General features: G+C 63.1%; 11 protein-coding genes. 8 read left to right on the forward strand and 3 right to left on the reverse strand.

Annotated elements, in window-relative coordinates; all coding sequences use genetic code 11:
- The first annotated feature begins 69 nt into the window (after positions 1 to 69).
- Genes AWB77_RS08450 through AWB77_RS08475 form a run of 6 tightly spaced genes read left to right on the forward strand, consistent with a single transcriptional unit; the run spans position 70 to position 5,980 of the window.
- The gene (locus AWB77_RS08450) at positions 70 to 1,035 is read left to right on the forward strand and encodes an amidohydrolase family protein (RefSeq protein WP_061133955.1); all 966 of its coding nucleotides are present in this window, start codon (positions 70 to 72) and stop codon (positions 1,033 to 1,035) included.
- A gap of 33 nt (positions 1,036 to 1,068) precedes the next feature.
- Positions 1,069 to 1,821: a maleate cis-trans isomerase family protein gene (locus AWB77_RS08455; RefSeq protein ID WP_061134094.1), complete on the forward strand. Its 753-nt coding sequence runs from the start codon at positions 1,069 to 1,071 to the stop codon at positions 1,819 to 1,821.
- Between the two features lie 11 nt (positions 1,822 to 1,832).
- A complete protein-coding gene (locus tag AWB77_RS08460) occupies positions 1,833 to 2,681 on the forward strand; it encodes an alpha/beta fold hydrolase (protein ID WP_061133956.1) in 849 nt (282 codons plus the stop codon).
- On the forward strand, positions 2,668 to 3,702 hold the full coding sequence (locus tag AWB77_RS08465; protein ID WP_061133957.1) for a 2,5-dihydroxypyridine 5,6-dioxygenase NicX family protein: 1,035 nt from the start codon (positions 2,668 to 2,670) through the stop codon (positions 3,700 to 3,702). The genes AWB77_RS08460 and AWB77_RS08465 overlap by 14 nt, the downstream gene beginning before the upstream one ends.
- A 15-nt stretch (positions 3,703 to 3,717) precedes the next feature.
- Positions 3,718 to 4,341 carry an N-carbamoylsarcosine amidohydrolase gene (locus AWB77_RS08470; RefSeq protein ID WP_061133958.1) on the forward strand — a complete coding sequence of 208 codons (624 nt, stop codon included), beginning with the start codon at positions 3,718 to 3,720 and terminating at the stop codon, positions 4,339 to 4,341.
- 43 nt (positions 4,342 to 4,384) lie between these two features.
- On the forward strand, positions 4,385 to 5,980 hold the full coding sequence (locus tag AWB77_RS08475; RefSeq protein WP_061133959.1) for an MFS transporter: 1,596 nt from the start codon (positions 4,385 to 4,387) through the stop codon (positions 5,978 to 5,980).
- Between the two features lie 14 nt (positions 5,981 to 5,994).
- On the opposite strand, the gene AWB77_RS08480 is transcribed toward AWB77_RS08475, so the two are convergent.
- Complete coding sequence (locus AWB77_RS08480; RefSeq protein ID WP_208601507.1) at positions 5,995 to 6,501, reverse strand: MarR family winged helix-turn-helix transcriptional regulator; 507 nt, start codon at positions 6,499 to 6,501, stop codon at positions 5,995 to 5,997.
- A 293-nt stretch (positions 6,502 to 6,794) separates the two neighbouring features.
- Here AWB77_RS08480 and AWB77_RS08485 point away from each other — a divergent pair, with 293 nt between their 5' ends.
- Together AWB77_RS08485 and AWB77_RS08490 are read left to right on the forward strand one after the other, a co-directional pair.
- Entirely contained in the window at positions 6,795 to 8,117 is a 1,323-nt protein-coding gene (locus AWB77_RS08485; RefSeq protein ID WP_061133960.1) for an MFS transporter, read from the forward strand.
- Between the two features lie 73 nt (positions 8,118 to 8,190).
- The gene (locus AWB77_RS08490; RefSeq protein WP_061134097.1) at positions 8,191 to 9,399 is read left to right on the forward strand and encodes a benzoate/H(+) symporter BenE family transporter; all 1,209 of its coding nucleotides are present in this window, start codon (positions 8,191 to 8,193) and stop codon (positions 9,397 to 9,399) included.
- A gap of 1 nt (position 9,400) precedes the next feature.
- Here the strand turns inward: AWB77_RS08490 and ptsG are convergent, their stop codons facing one another.
- Positions 9,401 to 11,182 carry a PTS glucose transporter subunit IIBC gene (gene ptsG / locus AWB77_RS08495; protein ID WP_061134096.1) on the reverse strand — a complete coding sequence of 594 codons (1,782 nt, stop codon included), beginning with the start codon at positions 11,180 to 11,182 and terminating at the stop codon, positions 9,401 to 9,403.
- A 41-nt stretch (positions 11,183 to 11,223) separates the two neighbouring features.
- The gene (ptsP, locus tag AWB77_RS08500) at positions 11,224 to 13,767 is read right to left on the reverse strand and encodes a phosphoenolpyruvate--protein phosphotransferase (protein ID WP_061133961.1); all 2,544 of its coding nucleotides are present in this window, start codon (positions 13,765 to 13,767) and stop codon (positions 11,224 to 11,226) included.
- Positions 13,768 to 13,864 lie beyond the last annotated feature (97 nt).

Consider the following 13,864-nt stretch of genomic DNA (forward strand, 5'->3'; position numbering starts at 1 on the left):
TTGCATGACGAGCCGCGCGAGGTTCGTCGTTCGATCATATCGTCAGCCTACTGATCAAATGGAGTTCAAATGAGCAAGCGGATTCGCAAGATCGCCCTCGAAGAGCATTTCGGCACGCCGGGTTTTCAGGGTTATTCGAAGAGTTTCACGCAGCATATCGCGCCCGAGGTCCTGCGCGATCTTGCCGCGCGCCTCGCTGATTTCGACGAGCAGCGCATCGTCGAGATGGACCGCGCGGGCATCGACTACACGATTCTTTCGCAGACCGGGCCGAGCGTGCAGGGCGAACCCGATGCCGCGCTCGCGATCAGTCGCGCGAAAGAGAGCAATGACTTTCTTGCGCAGCAGATCGCGCGTCATCCGTCGCGCTTCGGCGGCTTTGCAACCTTGCCGATGCACACCGCGCAAGCCGCATCCGATGAACTCACGCGTGCGGTCCGCGAACTCGGCTTCAAGGGCGCGCTCGTCAACGGTCATACGCTCGGCACGTATTACGACGACCGCGCCTACGATCCCTTCTGGGCGACGATGCAGGACCTCGACGTGCCCTTGTATCTGCATCCAACCGATGCGTTCGTGAATCCGCGCGTGCTCGATGGTCATCCCGAACTCACCGGCGCGACATGGGGCTGGGGCGTCGAAACCGGCAGCCACGCACTGCGCCTGCTCTTCAGCGGCGTGTTCGATCGCTTCCCGAATCTGAAGATCATTCTCGGTCACATGGGCGAAGGTCTGCCGTTTTTGCGCTGGCGTTTCGACAGCCGCTTCGCCGTGTACTCGCATGGCGTGAGCCTCGAACGCGCGCCTTCCGATTACATCGGCACGAACATCCTCATCACGACCTCGGGCGTGTGCTCGGCGCCCGCGCTCATCGGCGCGATCGGCGAGATGGGCGCGCAGGCGGTGATGTTCTCGGTGGACTATCCGTATGAATCGACGCAGATCGCGGCGGACTTCATCGAACGCGCGCCGCTCGACGACGCGACGCGCGCGCTGGTCTGCCACGGCAACGCGGAACGTCTCTTTCGCCTTTGACATCACGAAGAACCCAAGGACATGGAGCAGCATATGACGAAGCTTTACCGCATCGGCCAGATCGTGCCGAGTTCGAACACGACCATGGAAACCGAGATTCCCGCGATGTTGCTCGCGCGACAGACGATCCGGCCCGAGCGCTTCACGTTTCATTCGAGCCGCATGCGCATGAAAAAGGTCGTGAAAGAAGAGCTCGCCGCGATGGACGCGGAGTCGGATCGCTGCGCGGTAGAGCTGTCCGATGCACGCGTCGATGTGCTCGGCTATGCGTGTCTGGTTGCAATCATGGCGATGGGGCACGGCTATCATCGCGTGTCGCAGCAGCGCCTGCATGAGCGCACGATCGAGAACGGCGGCGCTGCGCCCGTCATCACGAGCGCGGGCGCATTGGTCGATGCGCTGAAGGTGATCGGTGCAAAGCGCGTCGTCGTCGTCACGCCGTACATGAAGCCGTTGACCGAACTCGTGGTCGACTATATCCGCAATGAAGACTACGACGTGATCGACTATCGTGCGCTCGAGATTCCCGACAATCTCGATGTCGCGCGTCATGATCCGAACCGCCTTCCCGAGATTGTCATGTCGATGCGCTATCAGGAAGCCGATGCCATCGTGCTGTCCGCATGCGTGCAGATGCCTTCGCTGCCGGTCATCGCGAAAGTCGAAGCGATGACGGGCAAGCCGGTCGTCACCGCGGCCGTCGCGACCACTTACGCGATGCTCAAGCAACTCGGACTCGAAGCCGTCGTGCCCGGCGCGGGCGCGTTGCTGTCGGGCGCATATTGAGCGAGGCGCGCATGTCGACTTATCTATACGGCGCGAATGTTCAGGCGAACGGCATTCGTCAGCACTATCTACGCTATGGCGGCGCGCGCAACGAATGCGATCCCGTGATCGTCGTGCCGGGCATCACGAGTCCGGCGGTGACGTGGGGCTTCGTCGCTGAACATCTCGGCAAGGTGTTCGATACGTATGTGCTGGACGTGCGTGGAAGAGGGTTGTCGTCGGCATCGGATGCGCTCGACTATAGCCTCGACGCGCAGGCGGCCGATTTGATCGCTTTCGCCGCCGCGATGGGCTTCGAACGATACAGCGTGATCGGTCATTCGATGGGCGCGCGCATCGGCATACGCGCGGCGCGTTCGCAGCCTGCGGGCATGGCACGTCTTGCGATGATCGATCCACCAGTGTCCGGTCCGGGACGCCGCGCGTATCCGTCGCAATTGCCGTGGTACATCGATTCGATCCGGCAATCGCGCGAGGGCATGAGCGCGGACGCGATGCGCGCCTTCTGCCCGACGTGGACCGACGATCAACTCGCCTTGCGCGCCGAGTGGCTTCATACATGCGATGAACGCGCGATACGCGCGAGCTTCGAAGGCTTCCATACCGACGACATTCACGCCGATCTCGCGCATCTGCGCATACCCGCGCTGCTCGTCACGGCGGGCAGAGGCGATGTCGTGCGCGATACGGACGTCGACGAGATCCGCGCGCTCGTGCCGCATCTTGCGCGCACGCGCGTCCATGATGCAGGCCACATGATTCCGTGGGACGACGAAGCCGGCTTTCATGCGGCGCTCGGCGATTTTCTCGGCGCTTCGATTCCGCCGCTCGTTGAAGGAGACGCACATGCCGGTCAGTGACTATCAGATGGTCGATGCGTGGACGAAGGTGCTCACGCTCTCGCGTCTCGAAGCGGGGCAGACGGTCACCATTCTCACGAGCGCGTCGACGCATCCGCAGACACTTTCGACCGCGCTCATCGCAACGCAATCGATGGGCGCGATCGTCAATCGTCTCGACTTGCCGCCGGTGAACGGCGAGAAAGCCTTGAGCCGCGATTCGCTCGCATACCTCGGCACGACGCCATTGACGGGTAACCGTGCTGCCATCGCCGCACTGAAGGAAAGCGATCTCGTGCTCGATCTGATGACCTTGCTGTTCTCGCCCGAGCAACTCGACATCCTGAAGAGCGGCACGAAGATACTGCTCGCAGTGGAGCCGCCGGAAGTGCTCACGCGTCTCGTGCCCACGCCCGCTGATCGTGAACGCGTGCTCGCCGCGCAGGCGCGCATCGCGCGTGCGAAGGAGATGCATATCGTGTCGGCGGCGGGAACGGATTTTCGCTGTCCGCTCGGCGAGTTCGAGCCGATCGCCGAATACGGTTACGTCGATGAACCCGGCCGCTGGGATCATTGGCCGAGCGGCTTCGCACTGACCTTCCCGAACGATGGCAAGGCGCATGGCCGCATCGTGATCGATCGCGGCGATATCCTGCTGCCGCAGAAAAGCTATGTGCAGGAGCGCATCGAACTGACCGTCGAAGGCGGTTATGCGACGCGCATCGAAGGCGGCATCGACGCGCAGTTGCTCAGCGAATACATGGCGACGTTCGACGATCCGGAAGCCTACGCGATCTCGCATATCGGCTGGGGCTTGCAGCCGCGCGCGCACTGGTCGACGCTCGGTCTCTACGATCGCGAGGCGACCATCGGCATGGACGCGCGCGCGTTCGAAGGCAACTTCCTGTTCTCGCTCGGGCCGAACAACGAAGCCGGCGGCAGCCGCACGACGACCTGTCATATCGACATTCCGCTACGTCATTGCGATGTATTCCTCGACGGCGAGCCCGTCGTGCGCGATGGCGTGGTCCTCGACCGCTGACACGAAAACACGCACATGTCCCACGATATCGAAACCTACAAGCGTCAGAGCTTCGGCTCGACGCTCGAACCGGTGGCGCCGGTCGGCCTGCTGATCGTCGATCTGGTGAACGGCTTCGCGAACCCGGAAGTGTTCGGCGGCGGCAACATACCACAGGCCATCGAGAACACCGTGCCCTTGCTCGCGCATGCGCGCGAGATGGGCTGGCCGGTCGCGCATAGCCGCATCGTATTCGCCGACGATGACGCCGATCACAACGTCTTCACGATGAAAGTACCGGGCCTGCTCGCGCTGAAGGAAGATTCGCACGACAGCGCGATCGTGCCGCAACTGACGCCGCGCAGCGGTGAACTCGTCGTGCGCAAGACGGTGCCTTCGGCGTTCTTCGGTACATCGCTCGCGGCATGGCTCACGCAGCACGGCGTACGCACGCTCGTCATCGCGGGCGCGGTGACGAGCGGTTGCGTGCGCTCATCTGTCGTCGATGCGATGCAATACGGCTTTCGTCCGTTCGTGCTGTCGGATTGCGTTGGGGATCGCGCTATTGCTCCGCACGAAGCGAATCTCTTCGACATGGCGCAAAAGTACGCCGCCGTGATGAAGCGCGACGAAGCGCTCGATTTGCTGAAGGATTTCTGATCATCCGCGTTTCAATCGGCGTTTCAGTCCGCATGGGATCGATATGGCCACGTCTCTTTCGGAGCGGTCGCAGCGCGTAGTTACGCGTCACGAGTTCACGCTGATCATCGCGTCTTCGTTCGGCGCGCTGCTCGAATGGTACGACTTCTATATCTACGCGGCGCTCGCGGGTACGTTCGGCATTCTGTTTTTCCCGAGCGGCAACGATACGGTCGCGTTTCTCGCGAGTCTTGCGACCTTCGGCGCGGGCTTTCTCGTGCGTCCGCTCGGCGCGCTTTTCTTTGGACGGCTCGGCGATCGAATCGGACGCAAGTACACGTTCATGGCGACCATCGTGTTGATGGGCGTCGCGACCATCGGCGTGGGCTTGCTGCCTTCGTTCGAGAAGATCGGGATGATGGCGCCCGTCTTGCTCGTCGCGCTGCGGCTCCTGCAGGGCTTTGCGCTCGGCGGCGAAACGGGAGGCGCGGCCACTTATCTCGCGGAACATTCGCCCGCGGACAGGCGCGGCTTCTATACGAGTTCGCTTCAGACCACGGCGACGCTCGGCCTGCTCGCATCGATCGGCGCGGTAAGCATCAGCCGCGCATCCATGAATGAAGCCGCGTTTCAAAGCTGGGGCTGGCGCTTGCCGTTTCTCGTATCGATCGTGCTGCTCGCGATATCGGTTTATCTTCGGACGAGACTCGCCGAATCGCCGACCTTTCGGGAGATGAAGCAGGGCAACAGGTTATCGGAGTCGCCGATAGGGGAAAGCTTCGGCCAATGGAACAACCTCAAGTACGTGCTCATCATGTTGTTCAGCACGGCATCGGGCGTGGGCGTGGTGTTCGGCACGGGACATTTCTATTCGATGTATTTCCTCCAGAACACGTTGAAGGTCGCGCCGAACTCGGTGAACCTGTTCCTTGCGATTGCATTGATCGGGGTGTTTCCGTTCTACCTTCTGTTCGGCTGGTTGTCGGATCGCATCGGAAGAAAATGGATCATGATGCTCGCGTGCCTGTTGCTCGCCGCGACCACGCAACCGATCTTCCACGCGCTCACGCATTACGCGAATCCGCAACTCGAAGCGTTCCAGAAGAGCGCGCCAGTCACGGTGCGCGCGAACGATTGCCGCTTCTCGTTGTTCTCCGCGCCCGTCACGGAGTGCGACCGCATACGTTCGTTCCTGAGCGCATCCGGTGTTTCGTATGACAGGGCGCCGTTGCAGGCGGGTCAGACGGCATCGACGGAAATAGGTTCGATCGTCGTGCATGGAAGCGACAAGCGCGAACTGGAGAAGGCGTTGATCGCATCGGGATGGTCGGCGCGCGCTGATCCATCGAAAGTCGATGCGCCGATGGTCGTCTTCCTGATGTGGCTCCTGCTGCTCTATCTCGCGATGGTCTATGGCCCGATGGCCGCGTTCATGGTCGAACTGTTTCCGGCGCGCATCCGCTATACGTCGCTTTCGCTGCCGTTTCATCTCGGCTCAGGCTGGTTCGGCGGGATGCTGCCGTTCGTCGTCTCGGCGATGGCGGTCGCGCGCGGCAACGTCTATTTCGGGCTGTGGTATCCGATCGTCATTGCCATCGTGTCGTTCGCGGTCGGTGCGCTCTTCGTGCCCGAAACGTACCGCCGCGACATCACGCAGTAGTTAGCGCACAGTAGTCAGTCGAAATGCTTGAGCGAAGTGCGCCCGTACTGGTTGTTGCCTTCGACGAGCCGCATCATCATGCGCACGAAATGAACGCGTTCTTCAGGGCTCAGCGGGTCCAGAAACTTGACCTGGGCTTCTCGCATGCTGCCGTACATGTCCTTCATCACGCGCCGTCCTTTCGCGGTGATGTTGGCGATCTTGAGGCGCCCGTCGTGAGGGCTGGGCTCGCGCTTGACGAGGCCGCGCTCCTCGAGACGGCGCAGCACGTCCGCCATCGTCGTGCGATCGACGCCGACTTCCGCGCACAGCGATGTCTGATCGAGCCCGGGCCGCTCGCTCAGCGTGGTGAGCAGGCCGTATTGCACGGGCGTGATGGCGAAGTCCTTGCAGCTCTCGAAGAAGAGCGCGATATGAATCTGATTGAGCCGCCGGATCAGAAACCCCGGGCGCTGCCACAAGTGTCCGGTCTCGACGCCGCCATCGGAAACAGCAGCTTTTTTCTCGGCAACGGTGCCCATCCTTAACCCTTTTATCGAAGAAGTTTCAGTCACGCGGGAATCCAGAGATTGTAGGTGCAATCACAGTTGCGCTTCCAATTTTTTCCGGATACAAATCTATCCATCAGCGTACTGACGAAATGCTGAGGGCCGGAGCACCGAATGTCAATCATGGAAGTCAACACACGAAATCGATAGAACGATGCGTCGCTCAGGCGTCGTGCGCTAACGAAGCAAGAGCGCATGATTAATCAGCATGCTGATTAAATGGCGAATGCGTTGAACGTCACCTCACCCAGAGTTTGGAGCCAAAGATGAGTTCTACCCCTGTACAGACGGACGACGTCGCCATGCACGGGCGATCGATGTCACGCAACGATATCAAGACGCTGATGCTGGCGTCGCTCGGCGGTGCGCTGGAGTACTACGATTTCATCGTCGCGGTGTTCTTCACTAAGCTGCTCGCCACTGTGTTCTTTCCGCCGCAAACGCCCGAATGGCTCGCGCAGCTCGAAGTGTTCTGCATCTTCGCGGCGGGCTATCTCGTGCGTCCCATCGGCGGCATCTTCTTCGCGCACTTCGGCGATCGCATCGGCCGCAAGAAGATGTTTGCGCTGAGCCTCTTTCTCATGGCCGCGCCGACCTTGCTCATCGGCTTGTTGCCTAGCTATGCGACGCTCGGCATCGTCGCGCCGCTGCTCTTTCTTTTGTGCCGTGTTTTGCAGGGTCTTTCCGTCGGCGGGGAAGTGCCGGGCGCGTGGATTTTCTGCTCGGAACACGTGCGGCGCGATCGCATCGGTCTCGCATGTGGTCTTCTGATGTCGGGTTTGTGCACCGGCATTCTGCTTGGCGCGTTGTCGGCGAAGTTCCTCATCGGCAACATGGAGCCGGCGGATCTGAAGAGCTGGGGCTGGCGTCTGCCGTTCATCGCGGGCGGCCTGTTCGGGCTGATCTCGGTCTACTTGCGCCGCTATCTGCAGGAAACGCCGGTGTTCGAAGCGCTGCGTGCGAAGCGCGAAGCGGATGCGCGCCTGCCGCTCGCGGTCGTGCTGAAGGAACATCGCGGCGCGGTGATCGTCTCGCTGCTGGCGACGTGGGTCTTCTCCGGCATCTTCGTGCTGTACTTCCTCTACACGCCAACGTTCCTGCAAGCGCAATTCCACTTCGCGCCGAAGGACGTGTTCACGAACAACTCGTGGTCGATCTTCGGCCTGATCGTTGGCAGCACGTTCGCGGGATGGGCAGCGGACAAGATCGGCGGCGGCCGCGCATATGCAATCGGCAGTGTCGCGATGCTGTTCGTCACCGGTGCCTTCTACATGAACCTGAACGCGGGCAGCCAGTCGGTGTGGGCGCTGTATATCCTCGGCGGTTTTCTGATCGGAACGATCACGCTCGGGCCGTACATCATCGTCAAGAGCTTTCCGCCGGAAGTGCGCTTCACCGGTTTCGCGCTCTCGTACAACACGGCCTACGCGATCTTCGGCGGCACCGCGCCCGCGATCGCCTCGTTCCTCGTGGGGCGGCAGGGCATCACGATGGCGCCTGCATGGTACATTGGCGCGCTTTGCGTGCTCGGCGTGATCATCGGCCTCGTGTGGCGTGCGCCCGTGCATGCCGAAGCGGCGGCGCATTGAGGCCGGGCCTTTGAAACGCGGCGTTTTTCGTGTCGACGCCGATGCGGAAAACGCCTCTTTCCGGGCAACCTACATGTCTGTTGGCGGCGCATCCGATACCGGCATCGGCCGGTCGTGGCTTCTGTATTTCTCGCTCGCGTTCGCGAGCATGAGCTTCTCGGCGACGGGACCGGTCGCCATCATCATCGCGGCGTCGCGGCAAGGCGGCTTGAGCTTCGCGCAGACGTCGTCGTGGCTGTTCGCGTCGATCGGCATCAACGGGCTCGCGAGCATCGCGATCAGCTGGAAGATGCGCCAGCCCTTGCTGTTTCTCTGGACGATTCCGGGTGCGATCCTCGCCGCGCCGGTGATCGCGCAATACGGCTTCGGGGCGGCCGTCGGCACCTATCTCGTATGCGCAGCGGTGCTGGTCGTGCTCGGCGTGACGAACCTTGTCGCGTTGCTCGATCGATGGGTTCCCATGCCCGTCGTCATGGCGATGATCGCCGGTCTCTTCATCAAGTACGTGCTCGCCGTCGTGCAGTCGACGGTGGCCGCGCCGCTGATCGGCGCCGGCATGCTGATCGCGTTCTTCGGTCTGATGTGGCTCGAACGGCGCAATGCCGCGCCCATGCCGCCGCTCATCGGGGCGATGCTGGCCGGCGCGGCGATTCTCGTCGCAACCGGCTTTCGCCTCTCCGGCAATGGCGGCGGCGCATGGACGGCGACGCCCGCGCTCGTCGTGCCGCGCTTCGATCTACACGCGATATCGCAACTGCTGCTGCCGATGCTCATCACCGTGCTCTTCGTGCAGAACGCGCAAGGCATCGCGGTGACGCGTGCGTCGGGGTATCGGACGTCGTTGCGGATGGTGACGATCCTGAGCGGCGTATTGAGCGCGATCACCGCGCCGTTCGGCGGCTGTCCCTCAGTGCTCGCGGGGCCGAGCAACGCGATTCTCGTCTCGGGCGGCACGCATGGCCGGCATTACATCGGCGCGTCGATCGCGGGCGTCATATGCGTGGCGATCGGCGTCTTCGCCACGGCATATGTGTTTCTGCTGACGAGTCTGCCCGCCACGTATATCGCCATTCTCGCGGGACTCGCGATGATGGGCGTGCTCGAGAAGTCGTTCGTCGGCGCGTTTCGTTCGACTATGCCGCTCGCCGCGACGATCGTCTTCGTGGTCACGCTGAGCGACGTGACCTTGCTTGGTATCGGCGCGGCGTTCTGGGGCGTCGTCGCGGGTTGTGTCGTTTATTACCTGATCGAGAAGCCGCGCGCGAACGGCGCGCGCGCGTGAGTCATCGCATCGCGCCGGCGAGATTCTCCGCTTCGAGGCCCACGATCAGATCGACTTCGCCGTTGGCGAGCGTCTGCGTCGCCGGTACGCCCGCTGCCTGCAACGCAGCGCCGTCGAGCCGCGATGCATCGCCGAGCGCGACGCGCAAACGCGTTGCCGCGAGCGGTTCGAGTTTCACGATGTTGGCCGCGCCGCCGAGCGCCGCGCGGATCTTCTCCGCGCGCGCCTTCTGCTGCGCGCTGTCCTGCGCAATCGCTGCAACCGGCGCATTCGCTGCATCCGAGGCAGCAACGGCCACCGCGCCCGCAACGGGCAGATCGGCGTCGCTGCCCGCCGTTTTCAGGTAATCCTGCATGTCGGTTTTCATGTTCTCCGACAGCGGCCCGAAGATCGCCTGCACGCCATTGCCGACGCGCACGACGCCCGCCGCGCCGAGCGCCTTCAACCTGGCATCGTCGACGAGCGATGGATCGTTCACCGTGATGCGCAGCCGCGTGATGCACGCATCGAGGCTCTTGATGTTCGATCGCCCGCCGAACGCGAGCACGAGATCGCGCGACCGTCCGCCCGCGCTGCTCGGGCTGACCGGCGCGCTCACGGCGGTATCGTCCTCACGTCCCGGCGTCTTCAGGTTGAAGCGGCTGATGACGAAACGGAACACGACGTAGTAAATCGCTGCATAGATCGGTCCCAGGATGAACACGTACCACGCGTGCGTCGCCTTGTTGCCGATCAGGTTGAACATCAGGAAATCGATCGCGCCTTGCGAGAACGTGAAGCCCATGTGCATGTTCAGCGTATTCGCGACGAACTGCGCCGATGCCGCGAGACACGCGTGAATGAAGTACAGCACGGGCGCGACGAACAGGAAGGCGAACTCGATCGGTTCGGTGATGCCGGTGAGAAACGAAGTCAGCGCCGCCGACACCATCATGCCGCCGACAGCCACTTTCTTTTCAGGCTTGGCGCAATGCCAGATCGCGATCGCGGCTGCCGGCAGACCGAACATCTTGAACAGGAACGCGCCCGACAGAATGCCCGCGGTCGGATCGCCGGCGAAGAAACGGTTGATGTCGCCATGCACGACCTTGCCGGTCGTCGGATCGAGGAAGCTGCCTGCCTCGAAGAAAAACGGAACGTTCCAGATGTGATGCAAGCCGAATGGAATCAGCAGACGTTCGACGAAGCCGTAGACCGTCGCCGCCGTGCGCGGGTCGGAGACGGCGGCCCATTGCGAGAACGCCTTGATTGCACCGCCGATCGGCGGCCATACGACCGACAACACCGCGCCGAGCACGATCGAGCCGATTGCGGTCACAATCGGCACGAAGCGTTTGCCCGCGAAAAAACCGAGATACGGCGGCAGTGCGATGCGGTAATAGCGGTTGAACATCCACGCCGCGAGACCGCCCGCTAGAATGCCGCCGAACACGCCGGTCTGAATGGACGGAATGCCCATGATCATCGCCGGTTCGACGCCTTCGACCTTCGCGATCACGCCGAGCGTCGCCGTCATCACGAGATAGCCGATGGTCGCGGCGATGCCCGATACGCCGTCGTTCTCGGTGAAGCCGAGCGCGACGCCGATCGCGAAGATGAGCGGCAGATTGCCGAATATCACGTCGCCCGCGTTCTTCATCAGGTCGAGCACGATGGCGGGCACATAGCCGTGGAAGTCCGTCGCGCCGAGCCCGAGCAGCAGGCCCGCGACGGGCAACACCGCGACCGGCAGCATCAGCGATTTGCCGACTTTCTGCACCACCCCGAATGCGTTCTTGAACATTTTCATGTCTCCGCTTGTTCCGCTTGTTCCGTTTATTTCGCTTATTCAGCGTACTGGGCGAGCAGGGCGCGCACTTCGGCGGCCGTACCCAGCGTGATGACTTTTGCCGCGAGCGCGCGGGCTTCGTCCATCGTGAGGCGCGCGAGCTGCGCCTTGATCGAGCCGACGGCGGGCACGCTGACCGACAGTTCGTCGACGCCGAGGCCGACGAGCACCGGCACGGCCATCGCGTCCGATGCAATGCCGCCGCAAATGCCGACCCACTTGCCGTGCTTGTGCGCGCCTTCGACCGTCATGCCGATCAGACGCAGCACCGCCGGATGCAGCGCGTCGGCCTGCTTGGCGAGTTTCGGATGCCCGCGATCCATCGCGAGGGCGTATTGCGTCAGATCGTTGGTGCCGATAGAGAAAAAATCGACTTCCCGCGCGAGCGGCTCGGCGATCAGCGCCGCAGACGGCACTTCGATCATCACGCCGACCTTCACGTCACCGATGCGCTCGCCTGCTTCCTCCTGAAGAATGCGCCTGGCCGCGCGCACTTCCTCGATCGCGGCGACCATAGGAAACATGATGTGCAGATTGCCGATCGGCGCGGCCCGCAGAATCGCGCGCAACTGCACGCGGAACATGTCCGGACGATCGAGGCTCACGCGCACGCCGCGCAGGCCGAGGAACGGGTTGTCCTCCTTCGGCAGCGGCATGTAGGAGAGCGGCTTGTCGCCGCCGACGTCGAGCGTGCGCACGACGAGCGGCCGTTCGCGTCCGAGCGCTTCGGCGACCGCGCAATATTCGGCGGCCTGTTCGTCTTCCGATGGCGCGGTGTCCCGGTTATCGAACAAAAATTCGGAACGCAGCAGTCCGACGCCTTCCGCGCCTGCCGCGACCGCATCGCGCGCTTCCTGCGCGTTCCGGATATTTGCAACGACTTCGACGCGATGTCCGTCGGCGGTGAACGCCTCTTTGCCTGCCGCGACTTTTTCTTCGTCGCGCTTTTTCGCCTGACGCGCGATGCGTTCGCGCGCCTTCGCGAGATCGTCGTCGCTCGGGTTGCGCCGCAGGCTGCCATGCGAGCCGTCGAGCACGACGAGCGTGCCATCGGGCAATTGCAGCGCTTCTTCGTCGATGCCGCAGATCGCCGGAATGCCGAGCGAGCGCGCGAGAATCGCGACATGGCTCGTCGCGCCGCCGGTCGTCGTGCAGAAGCCGAGCACCTTGCTGCGATCGAGCGCGGCCGTGTCGGAAGGTGAAAGCTCCTCCGCGATCAGGATCGATTCGCCGGGCACGTCGATACGCGCTTCTTTCACGCCCGCGAGCAGCGCCAGCACGCGCCGGCCGACATCGCGGATATCGCCCGCGCGCTCACGCAGCAGCGCGTTGTCGACATGTTCGAGATTGGCCGCCTGCGTCTCAAACGCGCCGCGCCACGCGAAGCCCGCGCTCTTGCCGTCGCTGATGCCGGCGATGGCCGCATCGTTCAGATCGGGATCGTCGAGCAGTTCGAGATGCGCATCGAGAATCTGCGCCTTCGACGGATCGGTGAGCTTCGCCTTCAAGGCCTCGATCTGCTGACGCGCTTCGTGATGCGCCGCATCGAGCCGCGCGCGCTCGCGTTGCGGCGATTCGCCCGCTTCGGCCACGTCGATGACTTCCCGGCGGAATTGCACGATCTTTCCGACCGCGAGCCCCGGCGACGCCGAGACGCCCGTGAACTCGTTCGCGTCGGCGTGCGCGCGAACGGCCGGCGCGGCCGCAGTGCCAGCATTGACCGCATCGGCTGCGGCGGGCGCGGGCGCATCGCCGGGCTTTTCGCCGGAGCCCGACGCCAGGAGACGCGCGAGCGCGGCAGCGGCTTCGCCCGCGTCGGGACCGGCGGCTTCGACGCGCAGTTTGTCGCCGAATTTCGTCGCGAGCGCCATCAACGCGACCACGGACTTCGCGTTCGCGCTGTCGCTGCCGCGCAAAACGCGGATATCGGATTTGTACTTCTTCGCCTCGGCTGCGAACACGGCGGCGGGCCGCGCGTGCAGGCCTTGCGGATTCGGCAGATCGACTTCGCCGGACTGAATCGCGCCGGTCGTGCCGCTCGCGGCATCGTCGCGTGCGCCGCCGACGAATTCGACCGTCAGCGCGACGTCCTTGCCCGCCGTGACGAGGCCCGTTGCCGGCACGTAGCGCGTAACGAGCTCGCCGTTCGCGATGACCATCTGCGTGAGCAGGCTCACGGCGCGCGCGCCGACGACGAGCGGATCGAAGCGGATCAGCGGCTGGCCGGTCACGACCGTGTCGCCTTCCTTGACGAGCGGCGTGAAGCCTTCGCCGCGCAGCATCACGGTGTCGAGTCCGATATGGATCAACACCTGCAGGCCGTTCTCGGCAGTGATCGTCGCCGCGTGCGCCGCGCGATGCAGCTGCGTGACCGTCCCCGAAAGCGGGGCGAGCAATTCGTCGGAAGTGGGATCGATCGACACGCCGTCGCCGACCATCTTTTGCGCAAAAACCGGATCGGGCACGGTCTCGAGTTGCACCATCACGCCGGAGAGCGGCGCCATCAATTCGATTCGCGCCAAACGTTGAGGAGCTTTCATCTGATCGACTCCTTGTCCTTTAACGATATGAGCTGCAACCGGCCTGAGGTAAATCATAGGCAACGGCTTCATGGTTCGCTGACCGAATGAATGCGCG

This window comes from Caballeronia fortuita, from assembly GCF_001544835.2.
Lineage (GTDB): Bacteria > Pseudomonadota > Gammaproteobacteria > Burkholderiales > Burkholderiaceae > Caballeronia > Caballeronia fortuita.